Consider the following 25,125-nt stretch of genomic DNA (forward strand, 5'->3'; position numbering starts at 1 on the left):
TCCAGCCCTCACGTCCACGACGCCCCCATCTTCATGAGGTGTTCCTCCACGCGGGCCGCGAGCATCGCCACCTCCTCGGTAAGCTGCGGCAGCGGCGTAGCGTAGCGCTCGGCCAGCTCGCGGATGCGGCCGGTGAGCGTCTGCGAAACGCGATCCAGTTCGCCCTGCACAGCGGCTGTCAGCCGCGCCATCCACTTATCGTCCACCACCAGCGTCTTGATCTCGGCCTCGGTCAGCTTGGGGTATTTTTCGTAGGCCAGCGAGTCCAGCGCGGCGTCCAATTCACGAAGCTGCTTCTTCAGCGCCGTGATGTCGTTGCTCAAACTCAGCCACTGCGCCAGGACCGCCAACTCGGCGGCCCCGTCCGGGTCTCCACCGATTTCGCGGATGCGCTCCTTCACCGTGGCGGCACTGATGCTGTCGAAGCCGGCAAAGACAGCATCCTCGTCGCCGTGTTCCTCCTCCAGTTCGGCAAGGCTGGCGCTGGCCGCTTCCAGTTCGGCCTGTTTGGCGGTGATGCCCGCCTGCTCCCCGGAAAAGTAGCGGGCAACAATGAGTGATTTGGGGATCAGGTCGCAGGCCCAGCCCTTGTATCTGGCCTTGCCTTTCCTGTCGCTCTCCATGATGCGGACGGCTTTCGCCACCCAGCCGTCGGCGGAAATCAGATAGGCGTCGTCCTGCATGGTCTCGGCCCAGTAGTCCATCAGGTGCTGGTAGATGTCGTAGGCGTCGAGCAGTGGGACTTCCTTGAAGGTGGCGAGCAGCGCCTCGGCGATGCTCTCGATCAGCGCCTTAGGGTGGCCATCCTTTGTAAAGCTGGTGAGCTGCGGGCTGACAGCAGCGCGCCAGTCGGCAAAGCGTCGGGTCGCGGTCTGGTTGAAGGCGGTGAATTCGGCGTGGCCGAAGATGGCCGGCTTGACCTCGGCCAGAGGCAGCTTGAGGCGAGCGTAGCCGGGGCGGCCGGCCGACTCGAACAGGGTGGCGCGCACGCCGGGCAGCACCTGCCAGTAGTCGGCGAAGGCATCGAGATCGCGCTCGGGGATGCCACCATTGAGGTGTGCGTCGATGTCCTGCAGGTCCTCGGCTTCGCTGCTGTCGATGTAGCGCGGCAGGTTCAGGTTGAAGTCGTTCTTCGCGTCGGCGATTTCGGCCAGCGGCACCATCCGGGCGTAGCGAGGGACGTCGGCCTGCCGGGTGAAGGCATCGACGATGCGGTGGATGTCCTGTTCGCGCAGGCGGTTCTTGTTGCCGTCCTTGATGAAGCCTTTGGCGGCGTCGATCATGAACACGCCCTTGCGGCCGGCAGCGTTCTCCTTGTCCAGCACCAGGATGCAGGCCGGGATGCCGGTGCCGAAGAAGAGGTTGGCGGGCAGGCCGATGATCCCTTTGAGAATGCCGGAGCGGACGAGCTGTTTGCGGATCGTGGCCTCGGCGTTGCCGCGAAAGAGTACGCCATGCGGCAGGATGCAGGCGCCTTTGCCCGCAGCCTTCATCGATCGGACGATGTGCAGCAGGTAGGCATAATCGCCCTGCTTGGCCGGCGGCTCGCCCCAGGCGAAGCGCTGGTAGGAATCATTCGACGGCGTAAGGCCGATGGTCCAGGTCTTGTCCGAGAAGGGCGGATTGGCGACGACGTAGTCATAGCTGCGAAGCTTCTCGCCATCCTTGAACTTGGGCGCGGCCAAGGTGTTTCCGGAGAGGATGTTGGCCGTCGGGAAGTCGTGCAGGATCATGTTCATGCGCGCAAGGCCGGCGGTGGTCACGTCCTTCTCCTGCCCTTCGAGCGTGATGTGCTTGCCGGCCTGGGCGGCCACCTTGAGGAGCAGCGAACCCGAGCCACAGGTCGGGTCGTAGGCTGTGGTGGACGCCTTGGTGTTATTCGGCGCGATACCGATCACCTTGGCGATGATGCGGCTGACCTCGGCGGGGGTGTAAAACTGGCCCTTGCTCTTGCCGCTCTCGGTGGCGAAGTGGCGCATCAGGTATTCGTAGGCGTCGCCGAGAATGTCGTCGTGCTCGGCGCGGTTCTGTGAGAAGTCGAGTTCGGGCTTCTGGAAGATGCCGATCAGATTGCTCAGGCGATCGACCATCGCCTGGCCCTCACCAAGCTTGTTGGGGTCGTTGAAGTCGGGGAAGTCGCTTTTCGCCAAACGGGCGTTGGCGTCGACCAGTGGCGCAATGATCTGTTTGTTGATCCTGTCGCCGATGTCGCTCTTACCCTTGAGCGCGATCATGTCCCTGAAGCTTGCCCCCGTGGGGATCGTCACCGGGGGAGCGAATGCGTCGATATCGCCGTACTTGTCGGTGATGTACTTGATGAACAGCATGAACAGGACGTAGTCCTTGTACTGGCTGGCGTCCATGCCGCCGCGCAGTTGATCGCACGAAGCCCAGAGGGAGGAGTAGAGGTCGGATTTCTTGAGGGCCATGAGCGGTCTTTTCAGAGCATTGATGCCATATGGCACAGGTTCCGAACTTTACACGGCGGACGACAACGGACCAAGCGTATCCACTCCACTGGCATCAGCTTTCCACGCTGAAGGTGATTTTGCGAAACAGATTCAGCGCGACTTCATATCCTCAGCGCAAACCGCTTCACCGTCGCCGCCAGCGATACCTGGACGAAGGCATCGTGTTCTGCAGTCAATCGCTCGAAGGTACGCCAGTGCATGCCCTTGGGTTTGCCGCCGTCGGGATTCGCAATGCCCGCAGGCCAGCCCAGTCGATCCCGGATCCTGTCCGAACGCCGCAGCGCTCTATAGTTAGCATCTTCGCGCTGGCAGGCATAGACCAACTTGTGACAATGCCGACACGCGAAGATTGAACCGCCGAAGAGAATTGCCACACGCCGCCCGCATCCCTTGCCCGGGCAGAGGAACCACGCCCGCCGTCCACCGAGGGTGCAGCCCGTCCATTCCAGAGAGACGGGATATTCGATCGCTTGCCACTCGCCGCCGTTGCTTCGGCTGCTGTAGTCGAGAATCACGCGGCCGGCTTCCGCTCGCATCTGGATTGACGCCACCTTTTCGCCATTGCGTGCCCACTTCCACGTCGAGGCCCGTCCCGGTAGCAGCAGGCCATCGCGCTGAACGCGCCGAACGTCCAGCGCCAGCATCTCGCTGGTGGTAGCCCTTCCCCCTTGGAATCCCCGCCCGCTGCCCGCGCCACCCATCTGTCTACGCTCCGATTTAGCCTAAATCATTTGGCAAGTTGGCCATGTCGTTTTCCGCCAATCTGCCTGAACCCCCTGCTACGCATAGCTTCTAGGTCGTTTTGATGATGTCCGATTTCATTCGACGCGGAGGTCTTTCAACTTCAAAAGCATGGCCAAAGTTCGCTCGAACTTTCGATCAAGGTGCGTTTCGTAGCGATTCAGCTTCTCAAGCCGGTACGCTTGCACGCCTTCACCCAGTGTTTGCGCTTTGATTGCCGGGGTAAATCGCACTTCCTGCAGGGCGCTAATGCAGAAAGGGTGGAGTTCGTCGCGCACGAACTCGGCGAAGCTTTCGGCCGTGGCGTCGCCTTCGTCGTCCGAAAGGCGTACGTCCCACCACTCCCGCAAGCCGGCACTCAAGGCCCGCCGCGCGGCCTGATAGGCGTTCGCGCCGCCTTTGCGGAGGATTTCTCCGGCCTTGCGAGTTGCAGCGAGATCATTCTCCGCCTCGCGCTGGCGCTCGCCCATCTCTTGCGGTGTGGCGTCCAGGAGGTCGCGCAAGTCGACGCCCTTCCCCGATAGCCCACGCTGAAAAGGTGCAGCCGTAGTCATCACCAGCGCCGGATTGCTCACCGCCGCTTTCAGTCCTTCGTTGATCTTCGCGCCTTCGGCCAGCAGCACCCGCCGCTTGCGCCAAATGATCGTCGCCAACTCTTCAATGAGGTGGCGCTCGGTAATGCCGGCTGGCCGGTGTTCGTCGATCAACGCCGCCAGCAAGTCGTCAAACTCGGCATGATCTTCGTGGGCCAGCACCGCCAACTTGGAAAGAATGCCGTGCTTCATGGCGTTGAAGCGCACCGCCTCGTACGCTTCCGTTTTCGTTGTTGGCGCAGTGTCGGTGATCGTCAGGAACGGAATCACCGCAGAATTGCTCGCCGCCGTTGCTTCAATGGTTTCCATAGTCTCTTATCTCATTTCGTGATGGTCACGAATCCATAACGGCGACCGATTTCAGCCCACGCCCGCTCAGCAGAACGCCTAGCCGGTTCTGACGTTTCGACGCGACGCAGAAGCGCCAGCAGCGCATGTAGCGGCGCATTTTCCTCGTCGCCAATGGCATCTATGGAGGCGCGTTTGTCCCGCATTCGCTGAGCGCGTTTGCGCTCGCTGTCAGTCATCGGCCGCTCACCCTTGGGTGGCCTGCCTCGTTTCGTGACGGTCACAGAGCTATCAGCCATCGCTCCCTCTTCTTTGCGTGACGGTCACAATATTATCACGTGGCCACGGCTTCGGCACGTCCATCGCAAGGGGCCTTTGTTGCTTTGCGCGTGTCGATAGCAGAAAGGAGGTGCAGCGCAATAATGGTGTTTCGATATGGCGCGTTACCCAGGGCTATACAGACAGCGATGGCGCGCTGACGACGAGACGTAGGACCGTCCCCCACCAGTTTCGACCACACCCAAATCAATGATATATAGTGACAAAGTGACCATGCCATTTCAGAAAATGCACCGAGAACTGAGCATCGCTCCCTCGTGCCCGCCGAGAGACGCATCCAAGAGACACTTTCAGAGCCGAGACCATCCGGCGATAGCCTTGCGGGGCCACCTTTACCGGGTTCTAGGAGGCGAGGAAGGATCACCTTGGAGGGGCTCAGCTAGGTCTGCATATGCTATGCTAAGCAGCAACGTATGTGATCTTGGCACGGTGTGCCCTTTCGTCAGAATAGGTACATGTTGCGGTAGCTGACAGGGGAACCCAAGATCGGTTTCCGTTGCTGGGTGACACGTAATGAGGGCCAAATGCGGATCAAAAAATTGGATCGTGTGCAGTACACTGCAAACCCGCTTGTTGAGGTGGTCGCGCAAGTGCGCTTTCCTCGCGCGCTCGAAATTGACGACCGGTTACCAACGGAGCTGCAACGGACGATCCAGGGCAAGTATCCGATCCTAGAAGTGCAGGAAGAACTTATTTCGGTATTCATTGGGCAAGGCGCGGGTAAGGTTGCCGGAGACCCCCCCTCCACGCGCGTTATCTACCACTTCATATCTGCGGACAAAGTATGGCGGATATCGCTGACCAGCGAATACGTAGCTCTAACGTGCGTCAAATATGATCAATGGGAAAGTTTTTCCCCTCGTATGATTGAAGCGCTAGAAGCATTCCATCGCTGCTATCCAATTACTCATACAACAAGAATAGGGCTTCGCTATCGTGATCTGGTCGTACGTGAAGATCTAGGCTTAGGAAACGTTCAGTGGCGTGAGCTAATTGCTCCTTTTCTTCTCGGAGTATCCGTTGCCGACCAGTTATCTGAGGCAGGAAAAATCGATGAAAAAGACGTACAAGAAGCCCAATCGTATATTGGGCTTCTCCTTGAGGATTGTGCGTTAGGGTTGAGATATGGGCTGGTCCGCAAGGAAGGAACCGGCGAAGCTGCGTATATGGTTGACGCGGATTTTTTCTACGATAGAGAAATGGAGAAATTCGATCGTGACACTATCGAACGACACCTTAATGGGTTTCACGCCAACGCGGGCTCAGTATTTCGAGCCTGCATTCAAGGGCGCTTGCACGAGGCACTCGGGCCCGTTGCCGTCTCTTGACAGGCTGGACGATCATTATGCCACCGCAGCAGGAGAGCCTCTTAGCCCGAAGCTAAGGGCCTTGCGTGCGCCTTCTATTCGTATTTCGCATTACGACCTAACGACGTTTGACCCATGGCTAACGAGCATTCCATTATGGTTTGCTGGAGAAGACACCGTTCACAGGCCAAGCGTTATCGTAAAAAAAACCCGTCGCTCCGTTGATCTATCGTGGTTTGAAAAAGCTATGCAGCCCGCAAACGCACCATTGAAACCCGCCGATGTGGTCCCGGTTATTACTGGCTTAAGTGAAATGCTTAAAGCTTGTTACTTCGGCGAACTTGACCATCTTCTCCGACGATACGTGGTAATGAGGCGCCACCTGAAATGATGGTGGCACTGCTAAGAACGACGTTCCCTCTCAGGCATAAACACCTGCGCAACTGGTCAAGGCTGTTGCGAGACGTGAGGAGTGAACTGGCGAATCGCAAACTTGATGGTGACAAAATTCTACGTGGACTTTCCTGACGGATGGCTGTCAACAATCCGAGCGAAAAACCTTTCCCCACCGATGAGATGCTTGGCATTGCCATTGGCACCCCAAATTCGCCGAACCAGCGCCATATTGGTTTTATCTATCGGCTGAATGAAGAGTCTGACCCTAGGTTTTGCCATCTAGCGTGGCACCACATTCTATGTGACGAACTCTACGAGCCCCCTTATCTTTGGGGCGCGTCGGCCCTTGACCAAGTAAATAACACGGTGATGGCGGCCTATGTCGCGACTCTGCAGCAGAACTCTAATGTCGTCAATTACGGATTTAGCGTTGACGGGCTGTTTTTCCGTGATGATGGTCAGTACGTCGTTCAACCGATTGGTCGAGGATTGACCTGTGCGACGTTTATTCTTGTGGTGCTAAGACGTAACGGTTTTGAATTACTGAAAACAGACGACTGGGGTGACCGTCCTGGCGACGCCGAATGGCAAAACCAAATAATTGAAGTGCTAGATCGATGCGCCCCTGAACATGCAGAGGCGATGAAACAAGATATTGGAGCAAGTCGATTTCGACCGGAAGAGGTTGCAGGGGGCATGATATCTGAAGGCATTCCGCTTTCTCTCTCTGACGCCGAAAAATTGGCGGGCGAGATACTGCAGGACATACAACGTGCGTCCTCTACTGGCTTGAACAATTAGACAGAGCCAAGCCCTTTCACTATCATACCGAACACCGCCAAGTTATAACGCGGTTGCCCTCATAGGGCTTCACCGTACAGTATGGAAGTAGGCTTTCCATCGGAGAACCTCTCGCAGCACCTTCTGCTGCAATATTCCATCCGTCGCACGGTTCTGACATATGTCGTTAGGAAGTTGAATGCCTTGCCTGGGTCTAGTGTGTGCAAAGATTCAGCGACCGGTCACTCCACGACAACGCCCGAAGAGGCGATCTTCATAATCACCCCACACTCAACGCTTTTCGCCTTTGAAATGGTAAAGCGACAGGGCCTCGGCACTCGGCTGTCATAGTCTGATGAGGCCCATGATCTTCACCCGGAAGTCATCGTCCCAGGCGGCTGCCTTGCGCTTCAGGCGCAAGCTGGTTTTCTTCTGCTCGGTGGTATCCAGCCGAATCAGATTGAGCACGATCTTCTTCAAGAGGGAAAGATTCTGTGGGGCGTTGTCTTTACGTACGGTGCTGGCATCCTCGCCGAAGCTGACGTCGAGGACCCAGTGAAGTCGATTCTCGATGGCCCAATGGCTTCGCACGGCGACGGCAAGTTGTTCGGCGGTCAACTCGCGAGAGCTGATGTAATAGCGCCGCTCGAAGTTCGACTCTTGATCGCCGACCTTGCGCAAGGAGTCGACCAGACCGATCGTCTTGCACTTGGGCCAATCGGCCAGGTCAACGGTCCCTTCTGCGGGCAGCACCGAGGCGATCTGACCGACGATCCGACCACGGGATTTATGAACTTGGCGGTGGCGGTCGACGGCGTCCGACTGGTATTGGTCAATGAAATCAGTTTGGATCGCTTCCAGCAGCGCCGGTTGATTGCCTTTAACGGCCAGCAGGTAGTCACCGCCCTGGTCGGTGATCTGACGGGCGATGTTCCTCTGGCACCCCATGGCGTCAATGGTGATCAGCAGGTCCTTGATATGCAGTGCCTGGAGCAGTTCCGGGATGGCGGTGATCTCATTACTCTTGGCGGCGACCTTTTCCTGGCCCAGAACGACGCCCAATTCTGTAGCGAAGGCACTGACCATGTGAATGGCCGTTTCACCGCCGCTGCCCGATCCACGCACGGTCTTGCCATCGACCGCAATGCCGCCATTGAGGGTCCCGACCACCTCGGCGACCCAGCGACGGAACGCCACCTCGAATTGCTTCGGGTCCAGCGCCCGGAAGATCCTCAGAAACGTCTTCTCGGACGGAACGCCGTTCTTGAGCGGCAGGAACTGCCGCAGCCAATCCTCCTTCTTGTACGCCCAGTAGGCGATGTCTTCGACGGTGTCACAATCGGAGAGCACAGCGGCCATGGCAATCACCAGAATCTCCACGAAGTCATGCAGCGTCCCATTGCTCGGTTTGCGCGGGTCGTCTACTTCCCTCAAGCAGCACATCAGGCTGGCTCCTTTCGTCACACTCATTTCGGTTGCCCAAAAGACGAGAGTAGACCTGATTTCAGTGGGGTTTACAAGCTCTTGTCATAAGCCTATGAATGTTAACGATTTTTCACTTGCCGAGTATGACGAAGAAAACTATGCTATCCGAGTGCCGAGGCCCTGGGTAAAGCGACCCCTCTAACTTCTGGGGGAAAAAAAGAACGCCAATTCCGCGCACTGCCATGGCATATAGCTGTAGGCGCACCTAAGTCGGCCACCGGCCTGCCCGACCCCGGATTCATCGATCAGCGCGAGCAACGCTAGGCAAGTCTGCCGTGGTCTTTGCGGATCAACACGACGAATCCCGAAGGATTCGCGAGCGCGATCTTGCTGAAGTGAGCAGATCTATAGCCGCCCTTCCGGCCCGACACGGTTTCTTTGGTTGCCGCGAAAGGAAGCACGACGGCGCTGGCAGCCGGCATGGCCTGCATACTTGTCTTCCACCTGAATCACTTCCGGCGAGCATTCCCAGCTGATTCGTTGATCAGTGTCATTCGGTACGTAGCCCGCGCATCGCCGCAGGATTTCCTGTACTGGCCGATAACCTCGTATAGCCGACACCAGCCCGCCAGGGAACGCGATACCGCACACGTCACCCTGAAGGCTGGCGCACTGCCAACAGAATCGCCGGTCGTCAAGATCGTCGTCGTCGCGCCTGTTCGCGGTCAGCACGCCTGCTTCGGCATCCTTTTGGGGACTCCTGTTTTGCGGGGTTACAGGGGTTACAAGGGTGCTGGCCAGTGTTTCCGGAGCTTCCACCGTAACCCCGTCAGCACCATCAAGGGTTACAGGGGTTACGACTTCGCGTACCAGCTTGGCGAGTAGATCATCAATCCCCATGGCTGCTGCCCAACGCATCCGCCTGGACTTCGTAGACGCGCACCGTTCGCCCTCCAATCCTCTCCAGCTTGGACCGCTTGCCGTTCGCGCCTGCTTTGGGGATTACGGCGCAGGCCTCCAACTCGTCAAGCGCCCGGTTGAAGTCGAAGCCTTTCAATGCCTCGCGCATTCCGTCCGCTGTGAAAAGATAAAGCCGGCTCCCTTGGCTGTCCCGCCACCAGCCGACCCGCTCGCGAACTGGGATTTCGTTGCCGGCGTCCGCATTAGAAAATCGCCCGTCGCCATGCCGTTCGATGAAGTTGGAAACCCGTTCAAGGATTTGCCGCCGCTCATCGTTGCCACGCCCGCGCAACGATCGCCAGGCCTTGAACCCGATCACCGCCGCCTTGATCGCGTCGCCTTCCGGCCAGCCCGTCAATCCGTATTCGGTCGCCAATTCGCCGGCCAGCGCGAGCAGTGCGAACCGTCCGGCCGCACGTTTGTCTTGCCCCTCAAAGTCTTGGCGGTTGAAGTCTGCCAAACCTTTAATGACCTCCAGCGTCGCCGCGAAGTCGCGCGGATCGTGCGCCAGCCGTTCGAGGTACGCCCGGCCGGCTCGCCCGTAGTGCGTGACCGCGGCCCGCTTGATCGCATCAGATAGCGCCGCACCGCTCGGTTGATCGTGCAGTACGTCGAAGCAGCCATGCTGCCGCGCGGCCGGAATATCGAGCAAGCGAACCGATTGCCCGGCCTTTGATCGGTGTCCGCCTTCGGCCATTGTCGTGGCAATGGTGCGTTCGCCCGTCGAAACGATGAAAGCCTGCCAGCGGCTGACCGCCCGAGCCGCGCCGGAACGGCTCGCCCGTTGTTTGCCACGTCCGTTGCCCAGCGCATAGACGATGTTGCCGACCTCGCGCGGGTCACATTCACTGATCTCGTCTAGGGCGAGCAGGCAGTCATTGACCAGGATCGCCACGCCTTCGATACCGTTGCCCGTTGCTCGCCAACTGCGCCGATAGTTCGCCCCGCCCCAAACGGAGGCAGCCGCTTCAAGTAGGGTCGTCTTGCCGGTTGAGGAATCGCCAACGAAGTGCAGCCCGCCACTTTCCGCATTGCAGCGTGCCAGCATCGGCCCGGCAAATGCAGCTGACAAGCCGACGATGAACAGTGGATTGCCAACAGCGCGCGCCGCGATTTCGCCGCGCCATCCGTCGAGTGTTCCGCCCTGCCCATGTTCTTCGTGTCCGCGTTCGCCAGATTGAAAGACCACGCTCGTGGCATCCGGTCCGATCACTGCATCTGGCAGGACGAACACGGCGCCGCACCAGCCAACTTGCAGCGCACAGCGCACCTTTCTTTTTGGGTCTCGCTCCTGGAGGTAGCGCGCGAGGTGGAAACGGCCGTTTGGGTCGATCGACAGTCCCATCGCGAGCAGTTCGCCGCGGAGGTCAGTGCCGTCGCCTCGGAGCAACTCCATGGGCATTGCCCATGTCCGCCAGCGGCCCGCCGTGTTCTTGAAGCGCAGTAGCCGCCCGAAGCTGTTACCGGTACCGTCGAAGGTCTGAGCTTCGACATACAGCGGCCCACAAATCCAGGAATCCACCGGGACAGGCTCGCAGTTGCGTTTCGGTGCGCTCATCGTGTGAAGCCAGACGCCCGGCTTCAGCTTGCGACCACTATCGGTCACGCTCCAGCCGTCATAGACGCGAAAGCACGGGCGGTCACTCTCGGGCACTACGGTAGTTGGGTCGTGCTGCGCCTCGGCTTCCTCTGGTTCCATCGCCTTGGCGAGCAGATCGGCCACCGCTGTAACCCCTGTAACCCTAGGGACGACTTTCGGGGTTACGTCCAAATCCTCGTCGTCGCGGGTTTGCACCCTTGTAACCTCTGTAACCCCGGAAATCGGTAGTACGTCGAAAAGGTCGTCAGTCATGCCGCACCCTTCCGCAAGTTCGCCAGGTCGTTGAAGTCGGAACCGCTTGCCCCCTCTGGGAACTCTGGCACCGCCAGTCGCGCGCCTACCGCCTTCGCCGCCGCGGTTGCTGCCGTCAGGCCCGGATTGCCAACAGTCTTGCGGTCGTTGTCGGCACAGATCACCAGATCAGCACCCGGCCAGGCATCCCGCGCGGCCTTCGCCACCGGCAGCAGGTTGCCGGCGTTCATCGCGCACAGTACCGGCCGTCCCGATTCTTCGTGCAGCGTTGCACCGGTTGCCCAGCCTTCGCAGATCAGCAGGCTTGCCGGGTCCGTCAGATCGCCAATCGGTGAATACAGTCCGCCAGCGCGGCCCGGCCTGAATCGTTTGGTGCCGTCGGGCACGATGCGCTGGACGTTCCATAGCGACCCGTGAATGTCGAGCAGAGGAACGAGCAGCGCGACGCCGGATTTCCGGAGCGTGTGAGATTGAACGCCCTTGGTGATCAGATACGGGTGCATCTGGTCGGCCGCCTGCGCCGTCACCCATATCGCCCGCGCCTCGCTTGCCCGCAGTTCGTATTCTGCCCGCCGTTCGGCCTGTGCCTTCGCCCTCGCTGTGTGGATTAGTGCGGCAAATGCTTCGCGCTCCGCTTCAGCCAGCCGCCGTCCGCAGCCTGTCCACGTCGCCCGCGCTCCAGTCTTCCAGCTTCCAAAGACGCCGGCGGCCCGCCCATCCAGGTGCAGGCAGTACCAGCCGTTACGCGAACCGCGCCGGTCGCCCTCCGCGTGGAAACGATACAGCCGCCCGTCCGCCTCAATGAGTTCCGGGGGAACCATCCCCGCATCACGCATCGCGCTGCGGAATTCAGCTATCGAGTTATCGATGGCGATCATCGGCGCCCCCTTCCCCAGCCTCGCTTCGGCTGGCGGTTGCGCGAAGGCCTCACGTTGATGGCGAGACCGAACCAACCCTTTAGCGGATCATCTTCGGTGGTAAAATACTGGCTATCAGATGTCGTTTTGAAGCCCGTGCCGGTGCCACCCGCCACGGGTTTTTTGTTGTCTGTCATGGCCGCCTCCGCTCACGCTGAAAGCGATTGAAGCCACGCTGCAACGTCTTGAGCGCGCCACGCAGTTATGCGATCGGATAGTTTGACGGGACGCGGAAACTGACCAGCCTTGACCTTCCGCCAAAGCGTTGCCGACGAAAACGGCACGATACCTGGGACCGCGGCTTTGGCCGGTTTGGCGCCAGCCGCCTTGACTGCTCGACGACCGATCAGCGTCACTTGGCGGATGTAACCGGAGTCAGGAATTCGCCCGAGAATATCGGACAGAGGAGCCGATGCCGGGGCGATCTCCATCGGACCTTGGATGCGTGGTGCGGTGATGCGCTTGCTCATGTGTTGCCTTTCCGCTCGAAAGCGATAGGCAGCATTGAACGCGCCTTGATGGCCAACGCACAAAATCGCTCAAACAGTTCAGAGCGATCAAAATGCCATACCGATAATTTTGCCATACCGATATTTTTGCCATACCATGTCACGGCGTGTGAGTAAAACGCGTTCAAAACTGCGGTTTGTGCCTGCAAATTTTGATCTGCCGGTGCGGGGGCCTGAGAACACCCGCCCGGCAAACCTCCTCGAACTAAAGCGCCTGTGAAGTGTCCCGGCGCTTCAGTAGACTTAATGATACCGCAGCAGGCAAAGTTATCCACAGGTTCATTGGAAAAAGGAGCCTTGACGGAACGTCCGCTGCGTGGTATGCGTTTTTTTTGGAGTGGCGGCGCCAGCGACACTTGGTGGTATAGCGGCTGCGTCAAGCCGCTTTCAGCTTTTCTTGCCTTCGAGCGAGCAGGCCTTACTTCGGTGATAGCGCGACGCCAAAGTACTTGTCGAGCTAAACAAGGGCAAACCGAACGGAATCAACGTCGAAGCACGTTCATGCGGTTCGCTTGAGTGGGACAACGTTGAACGCGCCACCGGTTAGCAGTTCGAGCCGTTCGCCCAATAGGCGCCAGCCTTCGCGCTGTTCAGCCTCTAAAGACTGCCGCTGATAGATGCGCTCCAATGGGTTCCTTTGCTGATGGTTCAGCATACGTTCAATGACGTAAGGAGGGGTTCCCAGTTCCCCGGCCAGAGTTGCCGCACTCCTGCGCAGATCGTGCGGCGTCCAGCCACCTCCGCGTAGCTTGAGCGACGCCACCGCTTGACTACGGTTTTGCATGGGGGAACCATCGCGCTGCCTGTCGCCTATCTGCTTCGCGATGCTCTTGACGCAGACATGCTCGCCCGGCTTGTTTGCTGCAGGGAACACCCAATCTGAACACCCGTCCTCAGTCTTCAGCACCTCGAACCACTTGACCGCGAATGCTGACAAGTAAATCTTGTGTTCTTTGGCGTTCTTGGCAACCTCGGCCGGGATAGTCCAGACCCTGCCCGCTAGATCGATGGCCGACCACGTGGCCCTACTGATCTCCCCTACTCGGCAGCCCGTGGCGAGCATCAACCAAATGGCCGCTTCGGTGCGCATCTGCAACTTCGCTCCCGGAATTTTGGCGAGCAGCTCCCGGATTTCCGCCTCACTTAGCACGCGATCACGCTCGACCTTTGAATCCACCAAACTGAGCCTTGCTCAGTCCAGCACACGGATTCACTTCGAGAATTTGCCGTGCACGTGCGAACTCGAACATCTGCCGCATGTCCGCAAGCAGATAGTTCGCAATGACCGGAGAACCGCGACGAACCACGCCGTCCAGTACGCTGGCCACCATGCTCCGGCTTACGTCCTCGGCATGCACCGCACCGAGCGCTGGCAGCACGTCCTTGACGAACGACCGTCGTATCTCTGCCCCCCCGTCCTTGCGCTTATGCGCCAGGAAGTCCGCTTGCCACCGATCCAGCAAGGCACCCACCGTAAGGCGCGCCGCGGCACGCGCGGCCGCCGCCTCCTTTTCGGCATCCTCTACCGCCTTGGCTTCTACCGCCGCCAAGTCAGCCAGCACAGGGTCAATGCCTTGCCGGCGGATAGCGCTTAGTGCGCTCGCCTCTCCCCGTGCATCTGCCAAGCCCATGTCGTTAAGCACGCCGAGACGAATTTTTCGGGGAACTCCGTTCATGGTGTAGCGATAGAACCAAACCTTTTGGGCAGTTCCAGCACGGACCCGCAAATACAGCCCGTCACCGTCTGACAAGTACCGCTCCCCCGTAATAACCTTTGCCGCGGCAGATTCCAGACTTTTCACGGTGAACTTACCCATCTTGCGCACTCCCCAATGTCGAAACGCGGGCCGGGTACAAGATAGGGTACAAGTCAGATTGAGACAATCTGACACTTCTTGGCACCACCCACAAGTGAGTATATGCCCGTTTCTACGTCAGAACAACACGTTACGCACACTTTCAGAAGACCATGACGTATCAAGAAATATCATCGTACCTAACTACGAACCAAGGGGTCGGGCGTTCGAATCGCTCCGGGCGCACCAATAGATTCAAACACTTAAGCCACCCTCGAGGTGGCTTTTTTGTCTCTAGCAGACGCTGGCATGAAAATGTGCCCAACAAAGTGCCCAACAGATTCGTAGGCTTGGACGTGGGCCTAGTCGTCCGCTCGAATAAGCGGGTTGGCAGTGAATCTGTTCCTCCCAGCCCCAAGGCGACGAGTATGGACGGGTGGTGCGCGGAAGCAAGGCTTGGGCACGCCGGGGACGCATCCGCTATTCGTCAGCCACACGCAAGAGCAGGAGCCACGAAAACCGGCCGCCAGCAGATCCAGCGAGTCGGTACGGCATACGCACAGCTCGTGACGTAACGGCATTGGCAGACCCGTTTGAGGCGACGGCGTGCGCCGAGCGCGATTGGGACCACTCGACGGAAAGGGGCTGCAGACGGGTTCCAGGATCGTGCGGTGCGCATCCGCGCAGTCAATCCGTCAACGCGGATGTTGGCGTTGCGCCTGAATTCGGCGAAGGGCTCACCTGACCGAGCCGACTCGCCTGGATCTGTTCGCTGATCCACGTCTGCACCTCAGCCTCGACCCATCCGGACGAGCGCCCGAGCTTGATCTGTTTGGGAAATTCGCCGCGCTTGATCTTGGCGTAAATTGATGATCGGCCAAGCCCCACCATGGACTTGACCTGGGGAAGACGTATCAACCGTTGATTCATAGCATCACCTCACGTTCCATCGGACAGCCCAGATTCATCCGCGCCAAGCATCGATTCCATGAGCCAACTTTAGTACGGCAACGAGAGGATCACGGTGCCGAAATGCGAACTTTCCGAGCGCTTTTCGTACTTCGCTGGACGCTGGCGGTGAATGGTGGAGGGCAATTGCTCGACGATGGGTTGCGGTCAAACGACCAGCAGCGCCGCTACAGCCTGCTCGCAGCCAGCGTCATGTGACGGCGCCAAGCGGGTCGCCAATCGATCCGCAAAGGTGATCAGAGGCCAGCGAGTGAATGGGCCTGGCATTCACTCGCAATGCAGCGACCGCGACGCTCGTTGATCCTTTTTTCCAGACCTCGGCTGGCGACAGGTGACACGTGAACCGTCTAGCTGTTGTTGGCTTCGCAGTTGCCGGCCACTGCGTGCTTGAAGACGGCACCCGCAGAGAACTTGGGCACCGTCGTGGCGGCAATGCTGAGCTTCGCGCCAGTTTTCGGGTTCTTGCCTTCGCGAGCCGCGCGCGGTGCCGCTTTGAAAGATCCAAAGCCCACCAGCGTCACCGAATCGCCGTTGGCGACGGCTGCCACGATTTCTTCAAGCAGAACATCGACCGCACGGCCCGCGGCCACCTTGGACAGATCAGCTTTGCTCGCCAGCGCTTCAATTAGCTCGGACTTGTTCATTGAGGTACTCCCGGTTGGTGGTTAGTGAGGGCCCGATTCTCTCATCATTGCCGGCGCGACTCGCCGGAAAACACCCGCGACGCCGCGTCAAGGTCGATCCCTTCAGTCGGTAGCTGCCCGTCACGGCACAGATTGAGTTCGTAGCGAACGGCCAGTGGAATCCGCTTGCCATCCTTCGTCGGCACGTCCTCCTGGATCAGCGTCGCCTCCAGGCGAGCACAACCAGCCTCGGCAAACTTCCTCAATGTTCTGACCTGAAGCCGCACCGGCGCAGGCGACCGCGTCTGCCCCTTGAAGAACTCCGCCATCCGCCCACTCAGACCGCCATCGGACCGCCCATCGGGCGCATCGATCGCCGCGATCAGATGTTGCTTCAAGTCCGCAGCAACAACCTCTCTGGTGCCCAGCAGACCCAGCACGGAGAGCGCCATCGCAAGAGTTTTCGGAGGTGCTTTCATCGAATCTCCCTGAGAAAATTCACGCCACTCACCTGTCCGAAGACATCGCGTCCTTGCCCGGAGAAAGAGGCCTGCTCAGTCATCACCGGTTGTAGTAGCTATTGACGCGCTGCTCGACGGTGTCCGGGACGTTCTGCCCGATCGACAACGCCGTGGGTACGCGCACGCTGGCCGTGATTTCCGCGATGAACTCGCCCAGGTCGATGCGCGAGAAATCGAGCCGTTCGAACTCTTCGGGGGTGAATCCGGAACAGTCTGGATGCTTGCCGCTTCCCCAGCTCTTGCCGATCTGCCCCCTGCCCTGTTCATTGATCAATCGAGCCAGGCGAGAGTTGAAACAGCAATACGACTGGGTCTGTTCGATGCACGTCCTGATGATCGGCACCCGGGCCGAACAGAAGGAGCCCACCGCAACACAGAGATTGGCATCGCGGTGCATGGCCAGCAGTTGCTCGGTCTGGTCGCACGAGAGCAGGTCCGATAGAAGTTCGAGAGCCACCGCCACGGCCAGCGAGTAGGGATCGAAGTAGAAATTGAAGCTACCCAGCTGCCCGATGGAAAAAATCGGCCCGCCGAACAGGCCACTGGTCATCGTCCCCGTGGACAGGGTCAGCCCATAGAAACTGAACGAAGGCTGGAAATTCGTCGGCGTGAACAGCACCTCGGACGAAATCATCGCTTTCGCGCCCGCTTCGAGATAGCCCGCGTACTGCGGGTACATGAAATCGAAGACGTACTTACTGCCGGCGTTCACCGCCAGCTGCCCTCCCGCGTAGGCCCCCTGGATCGCCGCCGACATCAGCGCGTTGTTGCTTTTCGCCGCGCCACTGCCGCCCTTCCTGCAGCAGTTCACCAGACCGAAGAGCCGCTTGCGACACTGCTCGGTGACGCCCGTGAACAGCCGCTGATCGCCACCATAGACGCCGGCTTCCCGTGCCGCCTCCAGCGTGGCCATCACCTTGCCGAAGTCCTGATCGGCGGGATGGCTGGTGTCGAAACAGCCACCGCCCTGACAGAACGCCGCCTGATCGCACGCCGTGCGCTGCGTCTGGACCGCCGGCGAGGTCTGGCACGAGTAGGTGCGCTCGTTCAGGTCGCAAGCGCCCGACGGCAGACGATCAACACAATCGCTACCCACCTGGGTGCATCCCCGGTCGATCAGTTCCTGACAGTCATCGCTCAGCGCTGTCGCGGCGCAGGTGTAGTCCTCCGACCACGCCCAGCAGGAGTCGCCCGCACTTTGGGCCCGTTCCGGCAGCGGCGAGACGCTGTCCAGGCAGACCTGCAAGCCGTTGATCGTCTTGCACGGCGTGTTGTCCGTGCAGGTGTGCGCGGCGTGGACGCAGTTGCTGCTTTCCGACAGCGAGGTGCAGCCGCTGGTGTCGAGGGTGTTCGAGGTGATGGTGTACGAGGTGTCGAGTTGCACGACCGTCGGCGGGTTGGTCGATGCCGTCACGTTGGTGCACTGATACTGGCGCGTGTATTGATTGCACGACCCGTCGAAGGCCGTGCTGTCGCACGTTGAAGTGACCAGCGTACAGCCCTCGGTCGCCTTGATCGCCGCGCAGTAATCGAGGGGGTCGTCGACAATGCACGAATAGTCGTCCTGATAGCGCCAACAGCTCGCCGTCGAGTTCAGCCCGCCTTCCGGCGGCGTCACGCCGGCCAGGCAAACCGTCGCCCCGCTGGCGTCACGCCTGCACGGCGTCGAATCGACACAGGTATGCGCCGCCAGCCGGCAGCGTGCGTTCTGCGCATAGCTGCTGCAGGCGCGGACGTCGATGGCATCGGTGAGCAGCGTGTAGCTGTTGCTCAAGCGCAGCGTGTTGCTCGGCTCGCCCTGGTCGGTGCCGCACTGGAAAGTCTTGCTATAGGTGTTGCACGTCCCGTTGAACGCCGTGTCGCTGCAGGTCGAACCGATCTGCCCACAGCCGGCCGTGGTCAGCGCGGCGCAGTAGTCGATCGCCTCGGGCTTGATGCACGTGTAGGTGTCCTGATACTCCCAGCAACCGCCGACTTGTGCCAACGTCACCACGATGCCGGAGATTGTCTTGCTCGCGCTACTATCGATACAGGTCGAACTCGCCAGCTGACAGTCGCCGGCGATCGCCTGGCCAGCGAGTGTCATGGCGAACAGCATCGCAAGCAACGCCTTCATCACTGTGCTCGCTGCTGCAAGCCGGCGCACTCGCTCGACCGCCAACTGCTGACCGTCGTGGACATCGGCAGCTGCAGCGCCGCCCCGGTGCCGCTGCCGCCGGCGGAGTTGCAGCCGGCACTGACGTTGCGCACTGAGGGTGTGCAGGTGGTGGCGCTACAGCTGACGCTGAAATAGACGTAGAGATGGCAGCCATAACCCAGATCGCTGACGTAGTGATCGCTGACCGATTGACCCGGCGCGACCGCCACCGGAAAACGACCGTAGCTGCCATCCCAGGAATAACCCAGCGGGCGATAGTCGAAGCGATTGGCGCCGTCGCCGGAACGGTAGGGTTCCACCTCGTACGATCGACCGTCGCTGCCGCAAAAGATGTTCATCGCCATGTACGGATCGACGCAGTGGCCGCAATCGACGAAGGCCGTGCGCCCGAGCCAGACACCGGGCGTGCATTGGCCGAAACCGACGGTCACGGAAACGCCGCGCCGACAACTCAGCGACTCGTAGCCCTGTACCGTCTGATCGCACTGGTAGCGGTAGCGTGTATCGACCGCGATCTGTTGGCCGATGAAGCAAGAGGCATTGCTCACCGACTGCATCTGCTCGACGCATTGGTAGCGCTGATGCTGATCGACACGGATCTGCCGCGCGGTCGAACAGAAACTGCTGTTGACCGGCCGGTAGTCGTTGCACGTTTCCCGGCTGAACGACGCGGGCTGGGTCTCGGTCACCACCCGGCACTGTTCGGCAGGGTTCCCGGCGGCGATGCCGGTGGCGCCCATCGTGGGATTACGGGCAATCGCCCTGGCACGACTGATCAGCGGATCGTTGGCGCGATCTATCGAGAATGCCGGCCGTACCGCCGGATTGCGGGCCACGAAATTGACGGCGTCACACTCCTGCCGACGATAGGAATCCACGTCAGGCGCCTGGCTGGCGCAGTCGATGATCTTGGCCGTACCCGGTCCCGACAACTGACCCTGCCCCGCCTGGAACACTTGCGACTGGGGGGTGCGCTGTCCGAACCCCGGCACGGTCGCGGCGCCGGTGCCGTTGCCGATTCCCTGGAAGGCGCTGTCGATCGTGCCGGCGCCCAGCGCTTTGCCCTCGGCAAACGCGCTGCTCGCAGCATCTCCCTGCGCCCAGGCACGGCTTGCCAGGAGCAGCGCGATGAGCAGCCAGTGCCGCTTGCTCATCGCTGTGATCCCGCGAGTCGTGAGGCATAGCGGCGCGCCACATCGGCCCACCCCGGCGCCTGTCGCTCGATGAGATCGAGCGCATAGTCCTGTGTGACATCACCGTCGACGCGGATGAAGCTCGACGCCGGCGCGCAGCCGTCTTCGCCAATCTGCGAAGCCTGGCCCGACCGTGCCAGCACCAGTGCGGGCGCCTGCCGCACCTTGAACTGTTTGAAGGCCGGTGGATGAATGATCGCCGTCACGTTTCGAGCGCCCACCAGCTCAGCGATTTCCTCACCCATGCGGGTGAGAGAGTTCCCCTTGAGTCCGCGCAGGACCAGCACGGCGCCGGATTTCTCCGCCTGGGTGATGATTCGCTGCAGGGTTTCCTTCGGCAACGAAAAAGAGATGAAGACCATCAACTCCGGGACGTCCTTGCCCGGTACCGAGCCTGGCGTGGTCTGGCGGTAGGTCTCTGCGATCCGGGCAATGTCGGGGCCTGTGGTCGCCGGCTGCGGCAGCTTGGTCGGATCGGGAACCACCGGGCGGCCCGTGCCCTTCGGCGCCTCGACGGCATCCAGGGCAGAACCCATGCGCTCGCGTGCAGCCCGCAGCTCGGTGTCCGCAGGTTCCACGACCTGAGCTTGGGCGACCGTCACCGCCCCGCCCAAGGCACCGACGCCAATGCAACGTGCCAACAGCAAAACCCACGACCGCTTGCTCATGGCCTCAAAACGCGCCCTGGCAACAGTTGCGTTTGCGGAAGACCATGTACGCAAAGTCCTCGCCCTCGAAGGGAAACTCGCGCCCGGCGCCCCACAGGATCGTCGATCGCCCCAGCGGCTGGCAGCATTTCCCGGCAATCTGTGCTGTCTGGGGAATCGGATAGAGCATGTGATACTTGTAGCCGGTCTTGTCCATGATCGGCTGCGGGTAGTAGCCACACAGTCCGTCCTCGCCGGAGGCCGCCCACATCAGCCCTTCCCGGTGCATCTTGGCGATCAGGCGGGTCATTTCCAGGCTGGACGCCTGGACGCCACCGATATGGGCCTGCACGTTGCCATTGAGTGGATAGAGACTGCCCTGGCAGCCGGCACACCAGAACAGGGTGTTGAGCGGAAAGCCGGCGGTGGCCGCTGCGCAGGCGGCGGCGCAGGCGGCGCGCGCGGCGAGATTGCCGAACAGCGCGACCTCGGGATTGAGAATGAAGGTCAGCTCGTCGTCGTGCCACATCGGGTCCAGTTCGGTGAGATAGGCGACATCGAAGCCGCCCTGCTCCAGACATGCGTTGTCGAAGATCGCTTCCAGCCAGAAGATGACGGGATCGACGTACCAATGCACCTGATAGAAAGACGAGGTCGAGGTACTGTCCTGGCTGAAACGCGAACCACGGGGCGCATCGAACCCAGGATCAAGTTCGAGTCCGCCGAGACTGGTCAGACAAAACGGGCGACGCACCACATCGACTCGCCTCACTGGCTCCCAAAAGCTCACCTTGAAACCCACGCGCAATTGGGAGGGGCATGCACAAAGCGGTGAACCGCCGGGATTCGGCGTGTCTTCCTGCCCCATCGACAGCAGATCGAGGCCGCCGAAGCGAATCGGCAGCATGCAGCGCCAACAGATATCGGTGATCGGATTGGCGAAGCGGCCGGTACAGGTTGGCGTCGCCAAGGCTGGTCCGATGCGCCCGATCGCCACCGCCAAGAACAACAGTAGGACGCACTTACGGACGAACTTCATCGACCCTTAGCCTCTTGCCATCCTGACTGACCACCGCCGGCACCTGACGAATGCCGAGGCGGCGGCTCAGGCTGCCGCCCTGGTCGTAGAAGACGCGGCGTTTCCACGAGCGCATCAACCCCAGAGGCTTACCGGCAACCAGGATGGGTTTGGCGCCACCTTCGGGGCTCGCCAACACCTGTCGTGCAAAGGCGACTTGTCGGCGGTCGCGCCCGTCAAAAAATACGAGCCGTTCGCGAAGGGAAACGTGGTCGAGCGGATTCACTCTCAGTCCGCGCGCGAACAGGATCACGCCTTCGGCGTTGCGGATGTCGCGGTCGAGAATCCACGTCGGGTCGATGAAAAAGCTGCGCCGGGTAACGGTGGCCGTGAGCCCGGCGACGGGTGCTGGTTTCTCGACGGCCGCGACGACGCGATCGCGGTGCTCATTCTGCTTCCTGGCGAGTTCGCCGGTCTTCTCCATGTGTTTGAGGCGTGATTCGATGGCTTCCAGAAGATCCGGCTCGGCAATGTCGTAGGTCGGCCCGACGACGCCGAGATCCTCCGCGTGTACGATGGGCAGTGAGGCCGCGATCAGCAGGGCGAAGAACGGCAGTGGGGCGCGAGTCGACATGGGGTCGATTCTGGTCTGGCGCCTGCGGCTGTGGATTTCGAAATGCGGCTTTCCCGGGCGCATTTCGCCTCGGTGCATCCAGCGACCGTTGCCGGCGTGTCAGCGGCGCTACGCGCTCCGCTTCTGGCTACCGTCGACAGCGGGCGGGACCGGGATTCGGTAGCAATGCGCCCGATTTCGCGTCTGGCACAGAAACACGTCCGGGACGACGCTCCCCAGGCGAAGAATCTGCATCCTGGCCAACTGGAGTCGCTCGACCAGCAGGGGTTCGGCTTGGCGGGAGGGAATCCACGTGAAGTTCCCCTCGCGCTCTGATGTCAGGGCGCCTGCGCTCACACCTTCGCGCAAGGTGGTGACGACGCATCGGATCAGGTTCAGCCGCTCGTCTTCACCGGGGCTCTCGGTCTTGCCCTGGCTCGGCCTTGCTTCCTGAACGGGTTGGGTAGCTGGAGGCGCTCCGGTTGCGGGTTTGGGCTGTAGGTTTCCGACGGCCATGAGCTGCTTGACCGCTGGCTGGAGGCGAATCACTTTCCACGGCTGGCCGTGCTCGACCGCGATCTCGGTTACCTTGCGAAACGGTGCCAAAGGATCAAGCGCCAGCCAGTTTCGGTGCGACAACTCGTCGAGAATCGCCTTGCTGTCCAGACCACAGCCGCTGAGTGCATCCGGCCACCTGAGACAAAGCACACCGGAGGGGTCGATGTGGATCAGGGTCTCGGCAGGCTTCTTGCCCGTCTGAATGTCCCGGGCAAGCGCCTGCAGCGCTTCACCAACAGCACCATTGAGCTGATCGGTGGGTGCCGCTGGCGGGTTAGGCGGGGGCTCGCGCTGGGCAGGCGTCTCTGGCAACCGACCCTGTTCAGGTGAAGCGCGTGGTTTCAGCGCGGGAGACAACTTCAGCGCCGGTAGGTCGGCCGGCTCGGTTACGGTTTCGTCCTGGTCGAGAAGCCTGCCCGGCACGGAGGGTGGTGCGGGCTCGATGAGCAGTGCCACCTCACGAAGCCTGATCGCCGTCAGTCGGATGTTCGGGATCTTCTCGGCCAGCACCGCGGGGGCGATCACCCAGTAACGATGGCCGTCGAGACTATCCTCGCGGACACTCGCCAACTGCCGTTCCACAAGCATATCGAGAAGGCTGTTCGGCGTTCTCGGCAAGCCCGGAATCTTCTCCTGATGAATGAGGGCGGCGATTTCCTCACCGGCCGCCGGCCAGACCAGGTAGAGATGCCCGTCGATGTGCCAGAGTCGTGAACCCGGTTGATTGACGCCCCAGGTTCCCTCCCGGACCAGCCGACGCATGATGTCCACCAGAAACCGTTCGACCGGCAGGCCGATCTCGTAGCCGGTGAACGCGACGCCAAGACTGCGCAGGTCGCGCTCGACGCTAGCCTGATCGGCGCGAATGACGAGATCGTGAATCGGGTTCTCGGCGCTGGGCGAGCCGTTGATCGTCTCCATCATCCAGAGCACCAACTCGGTATCGCCCGCGGCGATCCAGGCCAGCCCCTGCGGACTGATGATGCGTTCGGCAATCAAGGCGGAAATCGCCTGGTGCTTCTTGCCACGATTCTCGCGCCAGTGCAGGAAGTAGCGATCGACCTGATGACGGCCGGCCCAGCTGTAGAGGTCTTCGACGAAGGGGTTCCAGACCTGCGCGCCATCACGACTGGTGACCACCAGGTCGGTGACCGGCTTGCCGACGTCGTGACAGAGGGCGGCGAGGAATACGGCCAGATGCCACCGCGGCTGGAGCTCGCGTCGACGTCGCGGCGCCTGCTCGCCGGGCAGCAGCACGCGATCGCCGGACTGGAGCGACCACAGGGCGACTTCGGCCGCGTGACGCAGGAGTCCGCCGGCGCCGCGATGATGATGCGTCTGGCTGGCTGGCAGGAGGTGGGCATAGGAGGCAAAGCGACGAAGCGACTGCCGATAGAACTGCTCGAAGATCTCTGGCGACGCGAGTCCGGCTTCACGGATTTGGCCGATCAACTCCCGTTGCGTCTCGATGAGTTTGTCCGGGTGGGTTGCCGGCAGACCCTTCATGAACGGCGGGTAGCGGGGAATCTCGTCGTCTTCCCTGGCCAGCTCCGTTGGACGGGTCGAGGGAAGGCCTGCGCCCGGTTGTGGGCCTTGTTTATCCGGCTGCATCGCTTTCCTGAAAAAGCCGAGCATCGGTCAGCCCTCCCCTTGGCCCGTATCCAGGCCGGTTCGCTGTAAGCCGCGACGAATCGCAGGTACTCGGCGAAGACGCTGGCGCGCCTGATCGGGGTCGAGATCGAGAAGGTCGCAGATCGCGTAAAACGAATTACCTGCCCTGGACCTGTCGTGAAAAATCCAGATCAGGGCGTCCCGCTGCGGTCCTGCGACGCTGCTGGCCGACTTCTCGACCGATCGCGCGTTGCCCTTCGCATCCACGATCGCCTGATGGAGAACGGCGATCCACAGACGCTTCAAGCGTTGGGCGATCTCGCATACGGCGGAGTCGCGGAGGATTCCCCAAGGCCCGGTGCGTCGCACGTCAGAAGACCCGATGCGCTTTCCCGACGATCTGCTGCCGAGCCACCCAGCCGGTCAGCCGGTAGCGCGAATCGAGGCTGTCGGAATGCGAACCGGCAACGTAGTAGCGCCCGTCGGGAAGGGTGCCGACCGGTCCGATCTCAAGCGGTTCGCCGGTTGTGGCGTGCTCCTTGGCACGACCGACCGGCTCGCCATCGACAAAGAAGGCTCGCCCTGTCGCGGTGACCAGAGAGCCGGGTAAGCCGATCAAACGTTTGAGGAACAGGCTCCCGCGCGGATAGGGCCAGTTGTCCTCCCACCGGAAGGCCATCAGCTCCCCGCGCGCTGGCATCACGTTTTTCTCGACCAGGAAGAGCGTGCCAGGAAGGCTTTCAGTGATGTTCCAGGCGAGCAGATAGGCGCGACCAAACGCCAAATGGGCGGCGATGACCCAAAGCAGCAGTGGAAACCAGCGTCCCAGGAGATCGAAAA

Annotated in this window: 28 protein-coding genes; 4 read left to right on the forward strand and 24 right to left on the reverse strand. The window is 60.8% G+C overall.

Translation table 11 applies throughout. The features are described 5' to 3' along the window. Positions 1-8 precede the first annotated feature (8 nt). The 4 genes from QZ648_RS10750 to QZ648_RS10765 all read right to left on the reverse strand — a co-directional run bounded on the left by QZ648_RS10750 (position 9) and on the right by QZ648_RS10765 (position 4,332). Complete coding sequence (locus QZ648_RS10750; RefSeq protein ID WP_291997000.1) at positions 9-2,429, reverse strand: N-6 DNA methylase; 2,421 nt, start codon at positions 2,427-2,429, stop codon at positions 9-11. Between the two features lie 143 nt (positions 2,430-2,572). Further along, positions 2,573-3,172 carry a hypothetical protein gene (locus QZ648_RS10755; protein ID WP_291997001.1) on the reverse strand — a complete coding sequence of 200 codons (600 nt, stop codon included), beginning with the start codon at positions 3,170-3,172 and terminating at the stop codon, positions 2,573-2,575. A gap of 117 nt (positions 3,173-3,289) precedes the next feature. After that, a complete protein-coding gene (locus QZ648_RS10760; protein ID WP_291997002.1) occupies positions 3,290-4,114 on the reverse strand; it encodes a hypothetical protein in 825 nt (274 codons plus the stop codon). A gap of 11 nt (positions 4,115-4,125) precedes the next feature. Further along, positions 4,126-4,332 carry a hypothetical protein gene (locus QZ648_RS10765; RefSeq protein ID WP_291997003.1) on the reverse strand — a complete coding sequence of 69 codons (207 nt, stop codon included), beginning with the start codon at positions 4,330-4,332 and terminating at the stop codon, positions 4,126-4,128. Between the two features lie 624 nt (positions 4,333-4,956). On the opposite strand from QZ648_RS10765, the gene QZ648_RS10770 reads away from it, so the two are divergent. Together QZ648_RS10770 and QZ648_RS10775 are read left to right on the forward strand one after the other, a co-directional pair. Continuing rightward, positions 4,957-5,760, forward strand: a complete 804-nt coding sequence (locus tag QZ648_RS10770; protein WP_291997004.1) for a TIGR04255 family protein — start codon at positions 4,957-4,959, stop codon at positions 5,758-5,760. A 510-nt stretch (positions 5,761-6,270) separates the two neighbouring features. Then, positions 6,271-6,936, forward strand: a complete 666-nt coding sequence (locus QZ648_RS10775) for a hypothetical protein (protein ID WP_291997005.1) — start codon at positions 6,271-6,273, stop codon at positions 6,934-6,936. A gap of 324 nt (positions 6,937-7,260) precedes the next feature. Here QZ648_RS10775 and QZ648_RS10780 read toward each other — a convergent pair whose 3' ends face one another. Together QZ648_RS10780 and QZ648_RS10785 are read right to left on the reverse strand one after the other, a co-directional pair. After that, the gene (locus QZ648_RS10780; protein ID WP_291997028.1) at positions 7,261-8,358 is read right to left on the reverse strand and encodes an ISAs1 family transposase; all 1,098 of its coding nucleotides are present in this window, start codon (positions 8,356-8,358) and stop codon (positions 7,261-7,263) included. A gap of 302 nt (positions 8,359-8,660) precedes the next feature. Further along, positions 8,661-8,831, reverse strand: coding sequence for a hypothetical protein (locus QZ648_RS10785; RefSeq protein ID WP_291997006.1), 171 nt, complete (start codon positions 8,829-8,831; stop codon positions 8,661-8,663). Between the two features lie 49 nt (positions 8,832-8,880). On the opposite strand from QZ648_RS10785, the gene QZ648_RS10790 reads away from it, so the two are divergent. Beyond that, on the forward strand, positions 8,881-9,225 hold the full coding sequence (locus QZ648_RS10790) for a hypothetical protein (protein ID WP_291997007.1): 345 nt from the start codon (positions 8,881-8,883) through the stop codon (positions 9,223-9,225). 4 nt (positions 9,226-9,229) lie between these two features. Here the strand turns inward: QZ648_RS10790 and QZ648_RS10795 are convergent, their stop codons facing one another. The 8 genes from QZ648_RS10795 to QZ648_RS10830 form a co-directional block, all read right to left on the reverse strand. Next, complete coding sequence (locus tag QZ648_RS10795) at positions 9,230-10,999, reverse strand: DUF927 domain-containing protein (RefSeq protein WP_291997029.1); 1,770 nt, start codon at positions 10,997-10,999, stop codon at positions 9,230-9,232. Positions 11,000-11,148: 149 nt separating this feature from the next. Beyond that, positions 11,149-12,030: a toprim domain-containing protein gene (locus QZ648_RS10800; RefSeq protein ID WP_291997008.1), complete on the reverse strand. Its 882-nt coding sequence runs from the start codon at positions 12,028-12,030 to the stop codon at positions 11,149-11,151. Then, positions 12,027-12,206, reverse strand: coding sequence for a hypothetical protein (locus tag QZ648_RS10805; RefSeq protein ID WP_291997009.1), 180 nt, complete (start codon positions 12,204-12,206; stop codon positions 12,027-12,029). Before QZ648_RS10805 ends, QZ648_RS10800 begins: the two co-directional genes overlap by 4 nt. Before the next feature lie 12 nt (positions 12,207-12,218). Continuing rightward, positions 12,219-12,539, reverse strand: a complete 321-nt coding sequence (locus tag QZ648_RS10810; RefSeq protein WP_291997010.1) for an AlpA family phage regulatory protein — start codon at positions 12,537-12,539, stop codon at positions 12,219-12,221. Beyond that, positions 12,536-12,958 (reverse strand): hypothetical protein, encoded by a 423-nt coding sequence (locus QZ648_RS10815; protein WP_291997011.1) that lies wholly within the window; start codon positions 12,956-12,958, stop codon positions 12,536-12,538. Before QZ648_RS10815 ends, QZ648_RS10810 begins: the two co-directional genes overlap by 4 nt. 119 nt (positions 12,959-13,077) lie before the next feature. After that, positions 13,078-13,755 (reverse strand): site-specific integrase, encoded by a 678-nt coding sequence (locus tag QZ648_RS10820; protein WP_291997012.1) that lies wholly within the window; start codon positions 13,753-13,755, stop codon positions 13,078-13,080. Next, entirely contained in the window at positions 13,733-14,395 is a 663-nt protein-coding gene (locus QZ648_RS10825) for an integrase arm-type DNA-binding domain-containing protein (protein ID WP_291997013.1), read from the reverse strand. Before QZ648_RS10825 ends, QZ648_RS10820 begins: the two co-directional genes overlap by 23 nt. A 666-nt stretch (positions 14,396-15,061) precedes the next feature. After that, positions 15,062-15,304 (reverse strand): AlpA family transcriptional regulator, encoded by a 243-nt coding sequence (locus QZ648_RS10830; RefSeq protein ID WP_169064759.1) that lies wholly within the window; start codon positions 15,302-15,304, stop codon positions 15,062-15,064. Positions 15,305-15,406: 102 nt separating this feature from the next. Here QZ648_RS10830 and QZ648_RS10835 point away from each other — a divergent pair, with 102 nt between their 5' ends. Then, positions 15,407-15,541: a hypothetical protein gene (locus QZ648_RS10835; protein ID WP_272873616.1), complete on the forward strand. Its 135-nt coding sequence runs from the start codon at positions 15,407-15,409 to the stop codon at positions 15,539-15,541. 149 nt (positions 15,542-15,690) lie between these two features. On the opposite strand, the gene QZ648_RS10840 is transcribed toward QZ648_RS10835, so the two are convergent. From QZ648_RS10840 to QZ648_RS10885, 10 genes are all read right to left on the reverse strand, one after another. After that, on the reverse strand, positions 15,691-15,987 hold the full coding sequence (locus QZ648_RS10840; RefSeq protein ID WP_169064760.1) for an HU family DNA-binding protein: 297 nt from the start codon (positions 15,985-15,987) through the stop codon (positions 15,691-15,693). 44 nt (positions 15,988-16,031) lie between these two features. Next, the gene (locus QZ648_RS10845) at positions 16,032-16,445 is read right to left on the reverse strand and encodes a hypothetical protein (protein ID WP_291997014.1); all 414 of its coding nucleotides are present in this window, start codon (positions 16,443-16,445) and stop codon (positions 16,032-16,034) included. An 82-nt stretch (positions 16,446-16,527) separates the two neighbouring features. Next, positions 16,528-18,603 carry a conjugal transfer protein TraN gene (locus QZ648_RS10850; RefSeq protein ID WP_291997015.1) on the reverse strand — a complete coding sequence of 692 codons (2,076 nt, stop codon included), beginning with the start codon at positions 18,601-18,603 and terminating at the stop codon, positions 16,528-16,530. After that, positions 18,603-19,799 carry a hypothetical protein gene (locus QZ648_RS10855; protein ID WP_291997016.1) on the reverse strand — a complete coding sequence of 399 codons (1,197 nt, stop codon included), beginning with the start codon at positions 19,797-19,799 and terminating at the stop codon, positions 18,603-18,605. The genes QZ648_RS10850 and QZ648_RS10855 overlap by 1 nt, the downstream gene beginning before the upstream one ends. Then, positions 19,796-20,506, reverse strand: a complete 711-nt coding sequence (gene trbC, locus QZ648_RS10860; RefSeq protein ID WP_291997017.1) for a type-F conjugative transfer system pilin assembly protein TrbC — start codon at positions 20,504-20,506, stop codon at positions 19,796-19,798. Before trbC ends, QZ648_RS10855 begins: the two co-directional genes overlap by 4 nt. A gap of 4 nt (positions 20,507-20,510) precedes the next feature. After that, positions 20,511-21,524: a conjugal transfer pilus assembly protein TraU gene (gene traU, locus QZ648_RS10865; protein ID WP_291997018.1), complete on the reverse strand. Its 1,014-nt coding sequence runs from the start codon at positions 21,522-21,524 to the stop codon at positions 20,511-20,513. Next, positions 21,508-22,137 carry a type-F conjugative transfer system protein TraW gene (gene traW, locus QZ648_RS10870; protein WP_169068227.1) on the reverse strand — a complete coding sequence of 210 codons (630 nt, stop codon included), beginning with the start codon at positions 22,135-22,137 and terminating at the stop codon, positions 21,508-21,510. Before traW ends, traU begins: the two co-directional genes overlap by 17 nt. Before the next feature lie 108 nt (positions 22,138-22,245). Next, the gene (mobH, locus tag QZ648_RS10875; protein WP_291997019.1) at positions 22,246-24,285 is read right to left on the reverse strand and encodes a MobH family relaxase; all 2,040 of its coding nucleotides are present in this window, start codon (positions 24,283-24,285) and stop codon (positions 22,246-22,248) included. 27 nt (positions 24,286-24,312) lie between these two features. Next, complete coding sequence (locus QZ648_RS10880) at positions 24,313-24,591, reverse strand: hypothetical protein (protein ID WP_291997020.1); 279 nt, start codon at positions 24,589-24,591, stop codon at positions 24,313-24,315. Between the two features lie 64 nt (positions 24,592-24,655). After that, positions 24,656-25,125, reverse strand: a 470-nt coding sequence (locus QZ648_RS10885) for a S26 family signal peptidase (RefSeq protein ID WP_291997021.1), incomplete at its 5' end; no start/stop codon positions are given.

This window comes from Candidatus Accumulibacter sp. ACC012 (assembly GCF_907163155.1).
In the GTDB taxonomy this organism is placed as follows: Bacteria; Pseudomonadota; Gammaproteobacteria; order Burkholderiales; family Rhodocyclaceae; genus Accumulibacter; species Accumulibacter delftensis.